This window comes from Kitasatospora sp. NPDC004240 (assembly GCF_053603215.1).
Map to the genome: position 1 here is coordinate 14,111 of NZ_JBSGFD010000103.1, position 15,811 is coordinate 29,921.

Below are 15,811 nucleotides of genomic sequence, written 5' to 3' on the forward strand. Positions count from 1 at the left end.
ACCGGCGCCCCCGGTGGGTCAGTCGGCGTCCTGGACCGGCAGCGCCGCCACCATCGGATGGTCCTTCCCGATCAGGCCGAGCCTCGCACTGCCGCCGGGGGAGCCCAGGTCGTCGAAGAACTCGGCGTTCGCCGTGTTGAACGACCGCCACGGCTCCGGGGTGTCGTCCTCGAAGAAGATCGCCTCGACCGGGCAGACCGGCTCGCACGCACCGCAGTCGATGCACTCGTCGGGGTGCACGTAGAGCATCCGCTTCCCCTCGTAGATGCAGTCCACGGGGCACTCCTCCAGGCACGCCTTGTCCTTGACGTCCACACAGGGTAGGGCGATCACAAACGTCATCGGGCCGCCGTCCTCTCCACATCGGTACCGCTCGCCGCTCTGGCACGGCCGACCGTAGGACCTCAAGTAAACTTGAGGTCAAAAGGAGGCGGGCATGACGACCCACCAGCCCGGCGACGCCAGGGCCACCCCCGACGACCTGCTGGGCATCGGCGAGGTCAGCGCCCGCACCGGCGCGGCCGTCTCCGCCCTGCGCTTCTACGAGGAACTCGGCCTGATCGCCTCCGAACGCGACACACGCAACCAACGCCGCTACCCCCGCCACATGCTGCGCCGGATCGCCCTGATCTCGGTGGCGAAACGGATCGGCATCCCGCTGCAGGACCTCCGGGAGGCGTTCGCCGACGTACCGCTCGACCGGCCGCCGAGCCACCACGAATGGCAGCGCGCCTCCCGCGGCTGGAAACGCCGCCTGGAGGAACGCCGCCAGACCATCGAACGACTGGAGGCCGAACTCACCGGCTGCATCGGCTGCGGCTGCCTCTCGATGAAGGCCTGCGCCCTGCTGAACCCCGGCGACACCCTCGCCGACGACGGCGCCGGCCCCCGCCGCCTGTAGGCGCGTTCCGCGCCCGGCTCCGCTCCTCCGGACCCCACCCGACCGGCGCGCGACTCCCCGGCCCCTGCGGGCCGGGAGTCGCCGCCCCGGCCGACCTGCCCGCCCGCCGCAGACCGCATCGCCGCGGGCTGGTTCGAGCTGCCGAGGTGTCAAGGAGATGTCGTCATCGTTGCATCAGGCGATGAACAGGTCCGTTGCCTGCGGAAGTTCGGTGTGACTCACGATCAGTCCGGAGCGGAATCGTCGCCGTCATCGGTCCAGGACCTCTCCCCAGACGTCGCCCCCTTCGGCCCACGTCCAGAGCCACTTCCGCAGTGACTCGGCCGCATAGGACAGCCCGTCGTGAGGGTCCTCGCCCCACTCGGGAACCCAGCCGTCGCAGCTGTAGAGCAGTACAGGGTTGTCAACGGCAAGCAAGGAGACGTGCCAGAACATCGAGCAGCCGCCTGCCGTCAGCTCGAACCACGACTCCGGTAGCCCATCTGCTCGGTTACGTTCGCGAGCACGTGCTGCGGACGGCCAGTCGCGCACGTCGCCCGGCGCCCGGTTTCCGTCACACAGCGAGACGAGCCCACAATCAGGCCCAAAGCCCCCATCTGCGACCTCGGTGTAGACACGACGGAGCAACTCAGGCAGCCGAAGCCCCAACCTGTGCTCAACGTCCTCAACCTGCGTCACGGTGACCGGAGCAAACAGCGGACCCCGCGGAGCATCCGAGTAATAGGCGGCCACCACCTCGGTCGACGATTCCAACACAATCGTCCCGTCGCTGCAGGACCCGCGTCGACCGTCTTGGGGCTGGTTCAACCAGTCCGCGCCATAGTGCTCTGCTATCCACGCGGCGGGGATATAAGCCTCGTCGAAGCGCCGGCCAGGGTCCCAGGCACGTGCTCGAAGCGTCTCGATCAACGCGTCGTCGTTCGCCGCCTCGCCCCCAGGCCCAGGGCGCCGCCCGGGGTGTGGCGGTGTGGAGACATCATGCGCAGCAGCGGTCATGCACCGGGAGAATAGCCGTGGACGCGGCGAGCTCGCCGCCGACCGCTGGCCCCCGCCTGCGCGGGGGAGACCCGCTCACCTCCGCGATGCCCTCGCGGGACTACGGCTGACCGCCCCGCCCTCCGGGTTTCCCCGACATGGTCGATCCTTGCCGGCCCACGCTCGGTGATACTCGTCCAGTGACTTGGTATGAGCAGGCTCAGGAAGCGGAGCAGTCAGGTGACTGGGATACGGCCATCACCCTGGTGAGTGCCCACGCCCAGTGTTACTCGGCCGACCACTATGCCCACAACAACCATCTGTGGCACATGGACCTGCTCGTCCGTGCGGAACGGATCGCCGAGCTGTCGGAGCTGGCCCGTGCTGACGTCCATGCACGCAGACGGCTCAACCGATCGCTCCGTGACCGGGGGATGGAAGCGAAGCTCCACGAGCGCACCGAGGACGGCGACCGCGACGCCCTCTACTGCTTGGTCCGGCTGCTCTGCGAGACGGGCCGGACCGAGCAGGCCCGCCGAACCGTTGAGGCGCTCGCTCCCGAGGACCAATACGCCCAGGAAATCATCACCCGCTCCGAAGGGGCATCGAGCCAGGCCCGGTAACGCCGTTCAGCCACGCACCCATCACCCGGGAGTGCTGCCGAAACCGGTGAACATCAGCGGCTTCCTTGACCGACAAGTGTCGCCCGAAAGTCATCGATGAGTGCTGTCACTACTGACTTCGGCGTTTCAGGGCGGCGGTGGAAGGTTGAGGGCGAGTCCGCTTCCTGCGATGAAGCCGGCGAGGGTCTTGCCGCGGTATCGCAGGCGCTTGAGGCGGTTGTGGACGAGTGCTTCCAGGCGGTCGAGGGCGACCGAGTGGAGGTTGGCGGAGGCCGCGTTGGACGTGGCCCGGAGCAGGTCGTCCCGACCGTAAAGTGGCGGGCCCCTCGGGGAATCCGAGAGGCCCGCCCCACTCGTACACCTCAGGCAGCTGGTCGTGGGCGATGGCGGCGGCGAGGGGGTGGATGCGGAGCTTGAGGCCGGCCCCGGTGACCGCGTACCGCGCGAGCGGATGGCCTTCCGGGATCTCGGTCTTGGCCCGCTTGTTGTAGTGCGCGAGCGTGATGACCCGGTGGTAGGTGTCGTCGTCCGTGAGGACGAACCCGCCCTCGCCGCCGGACAGCGGTTTGGGGCCGTTGAGGGAGAACGCCGAGGCGAGTCCGAACGTGCCGACCTTCCGCCCGGCGATGCTTGCGCCGTGCGCGACCCCCTCAACGGCGGGCCTTACGGATGGCTGCGGCTCAGCCGGTAGGGCCCGAGGTAGTAGGAGAGTGCGGCCAGGGACGGCCCGTCGGCGATCTGTCCGGTGGTCAGCAGCTTGACCACCTCGTCCTCGGCGAGCCACTCGATCCGGGTGGCCTCGCCCTCGTCCTCGGGCTCGCCGACCCGCGTGCAGCCGGTGATGTGGAAGGACCGGAAGTGCATGTCGCTGATGCCTGCGAGGGCGTCGTACTCGGTCATCAGCTCGATCCGGCCCGCCCTCCAGCCGGTCTCTTCCTCGACCTCGCGGGCGATCGCCGCGGCGGGGTCCTCACCGGGGTCGGCCCAGCCGGCCGGGACTTCCCAGCCCCAGCGGCCGGTGATGAACCGGTGCCGGTAGATCAGCAGGAACCGGCCGTGATCGTCGGTCACCACCGAAGTGGTCGACGGCCGGGGCATGCGGACGATGTGGTGGTCGATCCGGCCGGTGCCCGGGATGTCCACGTCCGCCAGCCACACCTCGACCCAGGGGCTCCCGTACACCTGGCGCTCTCCGTGGACCTGCCATTCCACCGCGGGGCTCCTCACGCTCGCATGACCTCCATCTCCGACTCTCTCACGCGAGTGCCCAGCTCTCTCACAGGCCCTGCGGCCTGCCAGGGCGCGAGGGCGGTCTGAAACGCGCGGGCCCGCAGGACGAGGGGCCGGACGACCGTACCGCCTGCCATGTCGAGCGCGCGGTGCGCGAGGGCACACGCCTCGTCGATGTCGCCCTGGCCCAGGCGGCACTCGGCAAGGTCGTAGGTGAGCATCGCGCGGCCCTTGACGTCGGCCTGCTCCCGGTTCCGCAGGGCCGTCTTCAGGAGCGACGTTGCTGCCGCATGGTCGCCGAGCCGGGCGTAGGCCTCGCCGGCCAGGCCGTCGAGCCGCGGGGCGGTGAAGAAGTCGAGGCCGGCCGGTGGCGGCCCCAGGTCACCGTGGAGGAGGGCTGTCGCGCGGTCGAGGGCGGAGAGCGCGCCTGCCCGGTCGCCGCGGGCTGCGAGCGCTCGGCCGAGGTTCGCGGCCACCCACGCCCGGCGGCGCGGCGCGGCGGCCTCGGCCAGCTGGTCGGCGCGGGCCAGCAGGTCGGCGGCCTGGGCGTGCCGCCCGGACGTGTAGTCGGTGATCGACTGCATCGTCAGGAGCCAGGCGCTCAGTTCGGGGGCCTCGCCTTCCTCCGCGGCGACGCGCCCGAGGTGGAACATGGCGTCGCTGCGGGCCCGGTCACCGAGGTCGTGGTTGGCAAGTCCGAGGAGGCCGGCGACGACGGCCAGTATCCGTACGCACCGACGGCGGGCGCCGAGCGCCTGCGGCCTGCCGAGGAGGCCGTGGACGCCGGCGAGCTGCCCTGTCAGGACGGACACGCTCTGGGCGGGCGGGGTCGCGGGGTAGCGGTAGGCGGTGTCCGCAACGGCGGCCTCCAGGTGCAGCAGGGCGGCGTCGCTCGCGGTGGACCGGGTGAGCATGTCCAGGACTTCCCAGGTCTGAGGTGCGGTGGCCGGCTGGTCGGCGGCCGGGGCCGGTGGGGTCTCCCACGGGCGGGTGGCGAGGCCGACCATGTGACCGGGGATGCGCAGGCCGTCGGCGATGCGCTCGACGACGTCCATGCTGGACACGGTGCGGCCGCCGGTCAGGATCTCGCTGACCCGGCTGACCCCGAGGCCGGTTCGGCGGGCGATCTGCGCCGGACCGATCCCGGCACGCCGGGCGAGCTGGAAGACCACGCCAACGTTGCGACTGGCGCACGCCGCGGTGAACTGCGGGTCAGCGAGAAGAAGTGCGGGCAGCGGTTCCGGCGTGGACACGGGGCCTCCCGGGTCGGTGATTGGCACGAGCGTACCGGCGTAGTGGGCTCCACCGTGGGTACTCACGGTGGCCCTGGTGACGTCGTCGCTGCGTGCCGATGCTGTGCCCGTGATGTCCGATCAGCCCACACCGACAAACGATCAGCTGCACGAGCGTGCGTGCATCCACTGCGGCGCCGAGCGCGGCGAGTTGGTCCCGGCTGGTCACGTGCACACCCCGACCGGCCCCGGCTGTGCGCCGCTTGGCTGGGCCGTGGTCGCCCACCCCGACTGTCTGTCCCTGCTGGAGGATCGATGACCGACGACGGAGCCCCTGCAACAGCCGCATCGCCGGCCCGGTCCGGCAGTGCGGGCGAGCTGACGGTCGCTCTCGACGGCCACCTCGCCCCGGTGACGCTGCCGGTCGAGGCCGCGATTGCGCGGCTCTGGCAGACCGCGCGCGGACTGGCGATCCGACCGGAACACGCGGCTGTGCTGCGGAACCTCCTGACCCACGGCAGCGGGTCGATCGAGTTCCACCTGTCCCAGACCGGCCGGCTGGAGCTCGAGGCCGAGCTCGTGACCGGTAGTACGGTCCTGGTGCGGGCGTGGCGCGGAGAGTGGCAGACGCGGGCCCAGCATGTTGCCGTCCGGTACGTGCCCGAGGCGGCTCCCAACACCGACCCGAACAGCAAGCTCGAACGAGTCTGGGTCATGCGTGACCAGGAGACAGGCGGCCTGGTGACCCAGGGCGCCGGCGTCATGCTGCACGGGTCCGAGGAGAGCGCGCGGAAGTGGCTCGGCCGCCAGGTGACCCTCGCCGGGTACGCCGGGTACAAGCTGCCGGAGACGACGGGAGCGGAGCGGTGAGCCATGCGGGCGGCGAGTCGGCCGTCGAGGGTCCGGTAGAGCTGGGCCGATGCCGGTTCTGCGGTGCGTGGGTGCGGGGACGGTTCATCGCTGACCTGACGCCGCACATTGCTCTGGTCGAGCACTGCCCGCCGCCGGACGAGGAAGACGACGAAGGCGATCCCGGTGAGCGCTGATCGAGTGTGATCGCTTCCTGCGGCGGCGACACCCTGTCCTCGGCGATGATGCACCCCCGTCCCGTCGATAGGAGGACCGACCCGCTGGGGACTTGCCGAACCGCAGGCCTGTTCCTGATCTGGGTGCGGCGTGCTCCGCCCTCGATGAGTGGTCACTGAAGAAGGCCTCGTCCGGGCGAGCCCGGACGAGGCCGGGGCGGGTGCCGTTCAGCGGGAGGTGGGGATGACGAATCCTCGTGTCGGACCGGACGTCCGGGGCGCACCTGTGGTGGCGGCCAGGGCTTCGTCGGTGATGTCCCGCCGACTCGTGGGGTCGGCGCTGTCGAACACCCGCCATTCCCCATCCGGGTTGTCCGGGTCCGCGGGGGCGGCGACCCCTCGACGACCCTGGCGGCGGAGTGCGCTCGCCAGCCGCTCGGCCTCGTCCTCGTTCATGCGTCCCGTCCTCTCCGTCGTCCGGTGGGTCTCAGGCTAACTTCCCTCGCCGCCGCCGCCGTTGCAGTACGACACACATCCGCCCGGCAGCGGGTGCGCCGCGGCCGACTGCTGATGGGGTGTCGGGGGCGGCCTCTAGGGTGTCGGGCATGTCGAACGCTGTGAGCCCGCCCGATCTCCCGGGTGCCCGGACGATCCTGGAGGAGACGGACTGGCAGGGCCTGGAGGACCTCCACGACGCCGATGGCCTGCAGGCCGCCCTACGTGGGCTGCTCGATCCGGACCCGGCCGTCCAGGCGGCGGCGCTCGCAGGAGTCGGGGCCGCCTACGACTGCAACGGGGCGGTGCTGCCCGCGACGGTACCCACCGCCCGGTACCTCGCCGCGATCCTCCCCGCCCCCGGCACCGCCGTCGTTCTCGACCTGCCCGGGTACGAAGGTTCCCGTCGTTGGCGCAGCCTGCGTGCGGAACTCCTGGCGCTGCTGGGGGAGTACTTCTTCACCGCCTACGGATTCTGGGCGGTGGGCGACCTGGAGGGGGAACTGCGGGAGCTGAGCCCGCAGGTGTATCCGGCTGTCGCCGGGTTCCTCCAGGACGGGGACCACACCGTCCGCGACGCCGCCGCCTGCGCGGCCTTCAGCCTGGCCGGGCATCCCGCACTGGCACACCGGCGCCCCGAACTCGCGGCCCACGCACGCCGCCTGCTGACCGGGAGCACCGACCCCTACCAGCGGGAACGCGCGCTCGACGCGCTCCTCGCCTGGGGCCACGACGTCACGGGCCTCGCCACCGAGGACGATCTCGAAGCGCGTCGTGCCCGTGAGGCCGAGCCGCCCTTCTGAGCACGCGGGACCCCTCAGGAACGGCGGCGGGGGCGGCCGAGGAGGGTCAGGGTCTCGGTGAGGCGGTCGCGGGCCCAGTGGTACTGGGCGGGGTCGGTGTGGCCGCGGTAGACGGTCTCGATCACCATGACCAGGGCCAGGTGCAGGCAGTACAGGCGGCGGCGTACGGTCTCGGTGGCGGTCAGCGGAGGGTGTCCGTAGCCGCGCATGAAGTGGGTGGGGTCGCCGAAGGCGTCGGCGAGTTGGGTGCCGGCGAAGCCCACCTCGGCGAGCGGGTCACCGAAGAAGGCGCGCTCGTGGTCGATGACGCACGCGATCGCCCCGTCGCGGACCAGGACGTTGCCGTCCCACAGGTCCCAGCCCACCAGCCGTGGCTGCGTCACCTCGTCCAGGCTCGCGGCGTGCTCGGCGACCACCGCGCGCACGGTGTCGTAGTCCCGGCCCAGGTCGACCCGGCGGCGCTCGCCGTCGCCGAGGACGTCCTCGACCATGCCGGTGAACACCCGCCGCCAGGAGGCGTCCCCGGGCCCGGCCAGCGGCCCGAACGCCGGCCCGCGGACGGCGTTGATCCGGCGGTTGGCGGCGCCCACCTGCTGCTTGTAGCCGCCCAGTTCGCGGGCCGACAGGCCGGGGCCGAGGACGTCGAGGTTGTCGCCGTCGACGAACGGCATGAAGAACCAGTGCGCGTCGCACAGTTCGCCGCTGCGGTCCACGAAGTCGACGCGGGGGACCGGTACGTCCGTGTGCCGGGCGATCAGGTCCAGCGCCGCCAGTTCGGTCTCCATCGCGCCGCGTTCGTACGTCATGACCTCCACCCCGGGCGGTGGCGCGATCTTCAGCACGCTCTCACGGCCGTCGCGCAGCCGTACGCGGTAGGCGACGTTGAACCAGCCGTGGCCGAGCTCGCCGACCCACCCCCCGGCCGCGCCCTCGGGCACCTGGCCGCGGCCGTACGCCCGCTCGACCATCGCCCGCAGGACCTCCGGGGGCTGCCGGTTCTTGGTGATGCTCTCCAACGCCCGCCCCTCACCGCGAAACCCGGGCCGGGCCCGGGAGGTCCGGCCATTATGGCGACCGCCGAACACGTCGCCGCACGCGCCCCGGGGGCCGACGGCGACGGTGCCGTCGGCCCCCGGGGGCCGGGTCAGGGGAGCGGGCCCGTCAGCCGCAGCAGGGCTTGCACTCCTTCACCTGGACGTTGTCGATGACCGGCCCGTACGCCCCGGCGACGGTGCTGGTGAAGGTCAGGGTGGTGGAGGTGCCCTGGGCGACGAAGGTGAACTGGCGTCCCACGTAGCCCATGGCGGCGCGGGTCCTGCCGGTGATGTCGAAGGTGAAGTCCTGGAAGCTCTGGCCGTCGATCAGCGCCCGCCCGGTGCGCAGGGCGACCCCGCCGTCCGGGTTGCCGGCCAGCGCGTAGGTGACGGAGTAGGTGGTGCCCGGGACGGTGGTGAACCGCTGGGCGACGGTGCCGCTGTTGGAGCCGTTGAGGTCCAGCGACTGGTCGCCCTCGGCGGCCTGCCAGAAGCCGGCGCCGATCAGGTCGACGCTGCCGCCCGTGACGCTCCACGGGCCGATGCTCTGACCGGCGGCCAGATCGGTGAAGGCGTTCGCCGGGGCCTTGGGCGTCTCGAAACTGCCGTCGTCGAAGTGGCTGAGGGCGCGGTTGCCGCCGGCGGCCTGGGCCGGGGCGGCCAGGGCGGTGGCACCGGCGACGAACAGGGCGGCGACGGCGGTACGGGTACGTGAGAACGACACGGATGGCCCTCCAGGGCTGGGGGATCGGGACCGGCCGATGATCGGCCGTGCACAGAGCGTCGACGGTCGTGATGATCCCTGCCAAGGCCGGACGGACGGCGCCCGGTGGCGTACGGCGCTCGCGCGCCCGCTCTCACGCGCCGGTTTCGACCGGCCCGCACCCGCCGCACCGGGCCCAGGCGACCATTCCGGACGCCCGGTTCACACCCCACCGCGCCCGGGCGGGCGCCCCCGCCCGGGGAGCGGGACGAGGCACGCACGCCCCGGCCGCGCCACACACTCCGGCCGTGACCGATGCCCGAGCGGACAGGAGGAAGGTCCGACGGTCGGGCCTGATGATGGAATGGCCGTATGACCAGCGACGCCGGCCCCGACCACGACGGCCCCGGCCACGACGACCACGACGACGAACCCCCCGAGCACCGCCGCTACGCCCGCCATCTGGCGGCCCTGGAGAGCGTCGCGGAGGAGGGCGAGGCCGACCTGCTGGCGACGGTCCTGCGCGACGAGTGCGTCTCGATGGCCGAGGCCGCGGTGAACCAGCACCTCGAACGCCGGGCGGCGGAGCAGCTGACCGGCCCCCGCTTCCCCGCCTGGGCCGGGATGATGGCCACGGTCGTCGAGGACCGTGACTTCCTCACCCGCCGCCTGCGCGAGTGGACGCTGCTGCGAGCCGTCGTCCTGGACGAGCCCTGGACGGATGAGGAACTGCTGGCCGCGTCCGACTGGTTCCAGCGCACGGCCGTCGCCGTTCAGCCCGTGACCCCCCGCGCCCTCGGCCTGCTGGCCGAGCACGGACGCACCCGCCGGGTCCGCAACGCGGCGGGCCTGCGGATCCCCCGGCCCGCATCGACGACCGGGGCCGACCCGACCCGCAGGCCCTGACGGCACCCCCGCAGAAACGCCCGCCCGCCCGGTCACGTCCTGCCGGCCGGCGTCACGCGACCAGGCGCAGCCAGGCCTCCGCGAGTGCGGCGTGACCGGCCGGGGTCGGGTGCACACCGTCCGCGGCCCAGTGCTCGGGTGCGCTCGTCGCGGCGAGGGCGGCGAACATGCCGTCGGCGGTGAGCAGTTGGGCGCCGTACCGGCGGGCGAGCCTGCGGACGGCCTGGATCTTCGGGTCCAGGTCGGTGCGCCAGGCGTGACGTTCCCGCTCGCCGATGGGCGCGGCGCCGGTACCGGCCTCGAGGACGCCGTGGATCGGCAGCAGGAACGGCTCGATGAGGATCAGCTGCGTGCCCGCCTCGGCGAGGGGCGCGAGCAGCCGGTCGTAGTCCGCCTCGAACCGCTCCGCGGGGATCACGTACCCCGCCGGGTCGAAGGTGTGCCAGCCCATGTCGTTGACGCCGACGAGGATCGACACCACGTCCGGGCGCGCGTCGAGCACGTCGGTGCGCCAACGGGCTTGCAGGTCCATCACCTTGGCGCCCGCGTTCGCGGTGTTCAGCCAGGTCACGGGCCGGTCAGGGTACCGGCGTCCCCACTCGCCCGCGACGCGCAGCGGGTAGCCGGACCCGAGGCCGTCCTCGCTCTCGCGCCGTGAGCAGTCGGTGATCGAGTCGCCGGTGAACATCACGGTGCTCCCCGGCCGGATGGTGATCGTCATGCACGTCCCCTCGGACTCGGTTGGGAAGGTGGGCCCTTCGAGGGTGCCAGGTGTCGGGCTGACGGCCTGGTCCTGGCACGCTGCCCGCGGCAACCCGGTACGGGGTCCCGCGTCAGGGCAGCCGGGTGAGCTTGCGGCGGCCCGCGCGGCGGCGCAGCTTCGGCACCCGCTGCTGCGCGTCGTCGGCGAGGTGCCGTTGGCGTTCGTGGAGGAGGCCGTAGGCGAAGGCGTGCCGCCGGCTGCCGGTGTCCTCGCCGCCGAGGGTGAGCAGTTCGCGCCGGATCACCACGCTGTCCTGGTGGTCGCCCAGGACCTTGTGCAGCTTCTTCATCCGGGTGCCGAACTTCGCCGCCCGCTTGCGGGAGCGCCGGGGGATCTGCGACCGTGCCTGGTCGGCGGTGTACCGGGCGCGCTTGGCGGCCTTGCGGGCGCTGTGCAGTGCCTCGTCGCGCCGCGGGCCCGGTTCGGTGCGCAGGGCGTGGTCGAGGCGTTTCACGGTCCGGCGTTGCTCGCGCCGCAGGACGCCGGCCAGGTACGGGCGTGCCGTGCGCCCGGCCCGTCGGCGTAGGGGCGGGTCGGCGGCGAAGGCGTCGAGGCTGTCGAGGAGGGCGAAGTAGCGGGCGTCGTCGAGTCGGGCGAGTGCCTGTTGCCAGGCCTGCCGGTAGCCCTGGGCGTAGCGTGCGGTGAGGTGGCCGCGCAGGGAGCGGCGCATCCGGGCGGGGACGGCGTCCAGTTGGCCGACCAGTTCCTCGCCGAGCACCTCCTGGTCGCGGGCCTTGCCCAGCAGTTTCCCGAGCCGGCGCAGTTCCGCGGCCAGTGCCTCGGCGCGCTCGCGGTCGAAGATCCGCCGGTGGGCCTTGAGCAGGCTGCGCAGCCGGCGGGCGGTGACCCGCATCCGGTGGACGGAGTCCTCCTCGCCGCGGCGTACGGCCCCGTCGAGGTCGAGGAGCGTCGCGAGCCGGTCCCGGAAGCCGTCCATGACGAGGGCGCCGGCCGTCCCCGCCGCCGGGGCGCGCGCCTTCGATGCCGGGCCGCCCGACCGGTCCGGGCCGGTTTCGGGGACGCGGTCCTCGCCGAGCGCCCGGGAGAGCTTCGAGGGCCAGGACGAGCGCACCAGCCCCGCCTCGGTGAACACGGCCTCGACCCGGTCCAGGAGGGCCGGCGTGCCCTGCTCCAGCTCCACCTCGAACTCGGTCCACCCGCGGATCTCCGTCCCGCTCCCGTCCACCGGGCGGTCCCGCTTCACCGGCCCGCCCCGCTTTGCCGGGCGGGCTCCGTCGAGGCGTCCCGCGTCCAGGACCTGCGCCGCGACCCGGTCCTCGGTGATCTGCGCGAGCGTCTCGCCCCGCTCGTCGCGCAGCAGCCGGCGGGCGCGGTGGGTCCGCAGGTGTGCCACCGGCGTGAGCGCGGCGCCGCGGGTGAAGGCCGCGACGCGTACGGCGAGCTCGTCGGGGACGTCGTGCGGACCGCCGGCGGCCAGCGGCAGCCGGACCTCCCCGCGCACGTCCTCGGCCTGCGGCAGCTTGAGGTGCCAGCCGGCGTCGCCGCCGCCGGTGCGCCGGCGCAGGGTGATCCGGCGCCGCAGCAGGCGCAGGTCCTGCGTGTCGTAGTAGACGGCGTCGAGGTCCTGGGGTTCGGCCCTCGGCGCGGCCGCGACGCCCCGCACCCGGTCGAGCCGCTTCGGCAGCGCGTCGCCGTCGTACTTCCGCTCCGTCTCCACGTGTTCCGTGCCCATACCCGGGCGCTTGCCCGAAACGGCCGCACCCATGTGCGGCCGGGGGCACCGGGCGGGATCGATGGGTCGAGGGGCCACCGGTCCACGGACCCGCGACCCGCTTCGCCCGGAAGCGGGCCGTCCGGGGCGCGGCGGGGACGCCCGGGCCGGGTCCGCCGACCTCGCCCGGGGACGGCCGGTGGGCCCGGACACCCTGGTGCCCGGCCGGTCGGCCGGCAAGGGCCGGCCCGCGGCCATCCGTACGGCACGGGGCCTCCCGACCGGCTGAGACCCGTCCGGCCGCCCCGTACGCCCCTGGCGGGACCGAGGGCGGGCCGGCCGGGCCGTCCGGCCGCCTACCCGACCACCTGGACCTTGTCGGCCTGCATCCCCTTCTGGCCCTGCACGGCCTCGAAGGTGACCTTCTGGCCCTCCACGAGGGACTTGAAGCCACCGCCCTCGATCGCCCGGAAGTGGACGAAGAGGTCGGGTCCGGACTCCGGCGTGATGAAGCCGTAGCCCTTCTCGTCGTTGAACCACTTCACGGTGCCGTTCTGGCGTTCGGCCACGGGGTGCCCCCTTGAGAGCAGTCGGTCGTCGTCGGCTCCGGTGCGAGCCGAGCCGATCATGGCACGCGTGAGCCTACGGTGACGGATTGGCGGCGGAGAGTCAGCGCGACGGCACCCTGGCGGACCACTCACGGGACCGCTACCCGCCCGCGCGCCGTTCCCGCCGGTCCCGCCGTTCTTGTCGCGCCCGGCGCCCCGGCGGTCAGGCCCCTACCGCGACAGGTCCCCGGCCGGTGCCCGCAGGAGGGCCAGGCGCTCGGCGGACGGGCTGCCGGGGGCGGCCTGGTACACCACGAGCTGCTGCTCGGGGGCACTGTTGAGGGTGAGCGTCTCGTAGGCCAGCTCCAGCTCACCGGCCTCCGGGTGGCGCAGCAGCTTGGCGCCGGCGGACTTGCCCCGCACGTCGTGGCGCGCCCACAGAACGCGGAACTCATCGCTGTGGAGGGAGAGTTCACCGACGAGCGCGACCAGCCGCGCCTCGTGACGGTCCCGTCCGGCGGCGCTGCGCAGCGCGGCGACCGCGGCACGCGCCGCCTCCTCCCAGTCCCGGTGGAAACGGCGGGCGGCCGGGTCCAGGAAGGTCATCCGCACCAGGTTGTCCACCCGGGCGAACCCCGCGTACAGGGCGGCGGCCCGCGCGTTGAGCGCCAGCACGTCCAGGGACCGGCCGGTGACGAGCGCGGGCGCGGGCAGCGCCTCCATCAGCTGCCGCAGGGCCGGCGCGACCCGTTCGGGCGAGTGCCGCGGGCGCCGTACGGGCGGCGCGGCGAGGTTGGCCAGGTGATCGGTGCCGTCCTCGTCCAGCCGTAGGACGCGGGCGACGGAGAGCAGCAGCTGCCGGGAGGGACTGCGTTCACGGCCCTGCTCCAGACGGGTGTAGTAGTCGGTGCTGACCCCGGCGAGCCGGGCGACCTCCTCCCGGCGCAGGCCCGGCACCCGCCGCCGTCCGCAGACGGCCACACCCGCCCGCTCCGGGGTCAGCTGGGCGCGGCGGGCGCGCAGGTACTCCCCGAGCGGGTTGTCACGCCGCGAGGACCGTTCCGAGTTCATGGTCCGAGGCTACGGCGGCCCGCGCACCGGCAGAACCCCCGAGCCGGGGTGCGCCACACCCCGCCGGCCGTCCCACCCCCGGTGGGCCGCACCCACGGTGAACCGCGGCCTGGAGCCCCCTCCCGCCGCCTGCCACGGTGGAACCCCCGGGCCGGCCCCGCCGCCCGAACCCCCCGGCACGAACACCCCCAACGCCCCCAACATCCCCTCCACGGAACGGACTTCCATGCACCCCCGTCACCGGCCGACCGACACCCCCCGCCCCGCCCTCCTCGACCGGCTGCGCCGAACCGCCGCCGACCCGCGGCGCCGCATCCTGTTCACCGGCGCCACGATCCTCACCATGGACCCGGACCTCGGCACCCTGGACACCGGCGACCTCCTGGTCACCGGCACCACGATCACGGCCGTCGGCCCCGACCTGCGGGCCGCCGGCGCCACGGAGAACACCATCGTGATCGACGCGGCCGGCACCCTCCTCACCCCGGGCTTCGTGGACACCCACCGACACGCCTGGCAGGCCCAACTGCGCCGCACCATCCCGGACGTCGACGACCTGGCCGGCTACCTGTCGACCACCCTGGCCCGCTGCGCCCCGGCCTACCGGCCCGAGGACATGTACACGGGCACGCGCCTGGCCGCCCTCGGCGCCCTCGACGCGGGCATCACCACGATGCTGGACTTCTCCCACAACTCCCGCAGCGCGGCGCACTCCGACGCCGCCGTGCAGGCGCTGACCGACACCGGCATCCGCGGCGTCCACGCCGCGATGGCCCCGCACTTCGGCGCCTGGGACCGGCAGTGGCCGGCCGACCTCGCCCGGCTGCGCGAGCGCTTCGGCCACGGCCTGCTCACCGTCCGCCTCGCCGCCCTGGCCACCGACGAGATCGCCGGCCCCGACCTCGCCTTCGGCCCCGAACTCGCGCGCGTCGCCGACGAACTGGGCCTCGGCGTGAGCGTGGACGCGGTGTTCGGCGCCGCCTCCTCACGGGCGATCCTCGACTGGGAACGGGCCGGACTGCTGGACGAGCGGGTGACGCTGATCCACGCCACCGGACTGAGCCGGGACGCCTGGCGGGCGATCGCCGCGAGCGGCGCCACCGTCTCGCTCGCCCCCACCTCCGAACCGCAGATCGGCCTGGAGGACGCCGTCCCCGCCATCGACGAGGCACTGGCCGTGGGCGTGCGGCCCGGGCTGAGCATCGACGTCGAAGTCACCCTGGCCGGCGACATGTTCACCCAGATGCGGACGCTGCTCGCCATCCAGCGGATGCGGGCCGTGAACGCCGCCCACCGCTCGGGCGCCACCGGGCCGGTGACGGGCCGGATCGGCACGCGCGACGTGCTCGACCTCGCCACCCTCCAGGGCGCGCGGACCTGCGGCCTCGACCACCTCACCGGCTCCCTCACGCCCGGCAAACAGGCCGACCTGCTGCTGCTCACCGCGGACGAGGTCAACAACCTGCCGCTCAACGACCCGATCGGCACCGCCGTCCTCGGCTGCGACGCCCGCAACGTCGACACCGTCCTGGTGGCCGGGCAGGTCCGCAAGTGGGCCGGCCGCGTCCTGGACGTCGACCTGCCCGCCCTGCGCGCCGAGGCGGCGGCCTCGCGCGACCGCATCCTCCGGGCGGCGGCCGGGTAGCGTTCACTCCTGGTCGATTGCAATGACCGCCCGTCGGCGTTGCGTTGAATTCTGCCCCACTGCAACGATTTCACGACTCTGAGCTGCGGCGATGATGCTTTTTCGCAACGATGCGGTTGTCGAATGTTGGAAAGCAACGTAGCTTTTCCGTTGTCAGAAACACCGGAGCGCAAGCGTAGGAGAAG

Annotated in this window: 18 protein-coding genes and 2 pseudogenes; 7 read left to right on the plus strand and 13 right to left on the minus strand. The window is 73.1% G+C overall.

The genetic code is table 11. From position 1 onward, the window contains the following. Positions 1-18 precede the first annotated feature (18 nt). On the minus strand, positions 19-342 hold the full coding sequence (gene fdxA, locus ACWEQL_RS25500) for a ferredoxin (RefSeq protein WP_452152638.1): 324 nt from the start codon (positions 340-342) through the stop codon (positions 19-21). Between the two features lie 94 nt (positions 343-436). Here fdxA and soxR point away from each other — a divergent pair, with 94 nt between their 5' ends. Further along, the gene (gene soxR, locus ACWEQL_RS25505; protein ID WP_452152639.1) at positions 437-901 is read left to right on the plus strand and encodes a redox-sensitive transcriptional activator SoxR; all 465 of its coding nucleotides are present in this window, start codon (positions 437-439) and stop codon (positions 899-901) included. A gap of 249 nt (positions 902-1,150) precedes the next feature. Here soxR and ACWEQL_RS25510 read toward each other — a convergent pair whose 3' ends face one another. Then, on the minus strand, positions 1,151-1,810 hold the full coding sequence (locus tag ACWEQL_RS25510; RefSeq protein WP_452152640.1) for an SMI1/KNR4 family protein: 660 nt from the start codon (positions 1,808-1,810) through the stop codon (positions 1,151-1,153). A 266-nt stretch (positions 1,811-2,076) separates the two neighbouring features. Here ACWEQL_RS25510 and ACWEQL_RS25515 point away from each other — a divergent pair, with 266 nt between their 5' ends. Continuing rightward, complete coding sequence (locus ACWEQL_RS25515) at positions 2,077-2,499, plus strand: hypothetical protein (protein WP_452152641.1); 423 nt, start codon at positions 2,077-2,079, stop codon at positions 2,497-2,499. 126 nt (positions 2,500-2,625) lie between these two features. Here the strand turns inward: ACWEQL_RS25515 and ACWEQL_RS25520 are convergent. The 4 genes and pseudogenes from ACWEQL_RS25520 to ACWEQL_RS25535 all read right to left on the minus strand — a co-directional run. After that, positions 2,626-2,766: pseudogene (locus ACWEQL_RS25520) on the minus strand (IS630 family transposase); the annotation flags it as partial. A gap of 94 nt (positions 2,767-2,860) precedes the next feature. Then, positions 2,861-3,130, minus strand: a pseudogene (locus ACWEQL_RS25525) (DegT/DnrJ/EryC1/StrS family aminotransferase); the annotation flags it as partial. Positions 3,131-3,162: 32 nt separating this feature from the next. Beyond that, the gene (locus ACWEQL_RS25530; protein WP_452152642.1) at positions 3,163-3,711 is read right to left on the minus strand and encodes an NUDIX hydrolase; all 549 of its coding nucleotides are present in this window, start codon (positions 3,709-3,711) and stop codon (positions 3,163-3,165) included. An 11-nt stretch (positions 3,712-3,722) separates the two neighbouring features. Further along, positions 3,723-4,982 (minus strand): helix-turn-helix domain-containing protein, encoded by a 1,260-nt coding sequence (locus tag ACWEQL_RS25535; protein ID WP_452152643.1) that lies wholly within the window; start codon positions 4,980-4,982, stop codon positions 3,723-3,725. Positions 4,983-5,276: 294 nt separating this feature from the next. Between ACWEQL_RS25535 and ACWEQL_RS25540 the strand changes: the two genes are divergently transcribed. Together ACWEQL_RS25540 and ACWEQL_RS25545 are read left to right on the plus strand one after the other, a co-directional pair. Then, positions 5,277-5,831, plus strand: coding sequence for a hypothetical protein (locus ACWEQL_RS25540; RefSeq protein WP_452152644.1), 555 nt, complete (start codon positions 5,277-5,279; stop codon positions 5,829-5,831). Further along, positions 5,828-6,007, plus strand: a complete 180-nt coding sequence (locus ACWEQL_RS25545; RefSeq protein ID WP_452152645.1) for a hypothetical protein — start codon at positions 5,828-5,830, stop codon at positions 6,005-6,007. The genes ACWEQL_RS25540 and ACWEQL_RS25545 overlap by 4 nt, the downstream gene beginning before the upstream one ends. A 207-nt stretch (positions 6,008-6,214) precedes the next feature. Here ACWEQL_RS25545 and ACWEQL_RS25550 read toward each other — a convergent pair whose 3' ends face one another. Further along, positions 6,215-6,442 (minus strand): hypothetical protein, encoded by a 228-nt coding sequence (locus tag ACWEQL_RS25550; RefSeq protein WP_452152646.1) that lies wholly within the window; start codon positions 6,440-6,442, stop codon positions 6,215-6,217. 149 nt (positions 6,443-6,591) lie between these two features. On the opposite strand from ACWEQL_RS25550, the gene ACWEQL_RS25555 reads away from it, so the two are divergent. Further along, positions 6,592-7,284, plus strand: coding sequence for a hypothetical protein (locus ACWEQL_RS25555; protein ID WP_452152647.1), 693 nt, complete (start codon positions 6,592-6,594; stop codon positions 7,282-7,284). A gap of 14 nt (positions 7,285-7,298) precedes the next feature. Here the strand turns inward: ACWEQL_RS25555 and ACWEQL_RS25560 are convergent, their stop codons facing one another. Together ACWEQL_RS25560 and ACWEQL_RS25565 are read right to left on the minus strand one after the other, a co-directional pair. Beyond that, positions 7,299-8,300 (minus strand): phosphotransferase family protein, encoded by a 1,002-nt coding sequence (locus ACWEQL_RS25560; RefSeq protein WP_452152648.1) that lies wholly within the window; start codon positions 8,298-8,300, stop codon positions 7,299-7,301. A gap of 145 nt (positions 8,301-8,445) precedes the next feature. Next, on the minus strand, positions 8,446-9,042 hold the full coding sequence (locus ACWEQL_RS25565; protein ID WP_452152649.1) for a choice-of-anchor C family protein: 597 nt from the start codon (positions 9,040-9,042) through the stop codon (positions 8,446-8,448). Between the two features lie 351 nt (positions 9,043-9,393). Between ACWEQL_RS25565 and ACWEQL_RS25570 the strand changes: the two genes are divergently transcribed. After that, the gene (locus tag ACWEQL_RS25570) at positions 9,394-9,927 is read left to right on the plus strand and encodes a hypothetical protein (RefSeq protein WP_452152650.1); all 534 of its coding nucleotides are present in this window, start codon (positions 9,394-9,396) and stop codon (positions 9,925-9,927) included. A gap of 52 nt (positions 9,928-9,979) precedes the next feature. On the opposite strand, the gene ACWEQL_RS25575 is transcribed toward ACWEQL_RS25570, so the two are convergent. The 4 genes from ACWEQL_RS25575 to ACWEQL_RS25590 all read right to left on the minus strand — a co-directional run bounded on the left by ACWEQL_RS25575 (position 9,980) and on the right by ACWEQL_RS25590 (position 13,981). After that, entirely contained in the window at positions 9,980-10,648 is a 669-nt protein-coding gene (locus ACWEQL_RS25575) for an SGNH/GDSL hydrolase family protein (RefSeq protein ID WP_452152651.1), read from the minus strand. Between the two features lie 112 nt (positions 10,649-10,760). Continuing rightward, complete coding sequence (locus ACWEQL_RS25580; protein WP_452152652.1) at positions 10,761-12,383, minus strand: CYTH and CHAD domain-containing protein; 1,623 nt, start codon at positions 12,381-12,383, stop codon at positions 10,761-10,763. Positions 12,384-12,718: 335 nt separating this feature from the next. Then, positions 12,719-12,931 (minus strand): cold-shock protein, encoded by a 213-nt coding sequence (locus ACWEQL_RS25585; protein WP_145911193.1) that lies wholly within the window; start codon positions 12,929-12,931, stop codon positions 12,719-12,721. A gap of 210 nt (positions 12,932-13,141) precedes the next feature. Beyond that, positions 13,142-13,981, minus strand: coding sequence for a helix-turn-helix domain-containing protein (locus tag ACWEQL_RS25590; protein ID WP_452152653.1), 840 nt, complete (start codon positions 13,979-13,981; stop codon positions 13,142-13,144). A 226-nt stretch (positions 13,982-14,207) separates the two neighbouring features. Between ACWEQL_RS25590 and ACWEQL_RS25595 the strand changes: the two genes are divergently transcribed. Continuing rightward, positions 14,208-15,626: an amidohydrolase family protein gene (locus ACWEQL_RS25595; protein ID WP_452152654.1), complete on the plus strand. Its 1,419-nt coding sequence runs from the start codon at positions 14,208-14,210 to the stop codon at positions 15,624-15,626. Positions 15,627-15,811 lie beyond the last annotated feature (185 nt).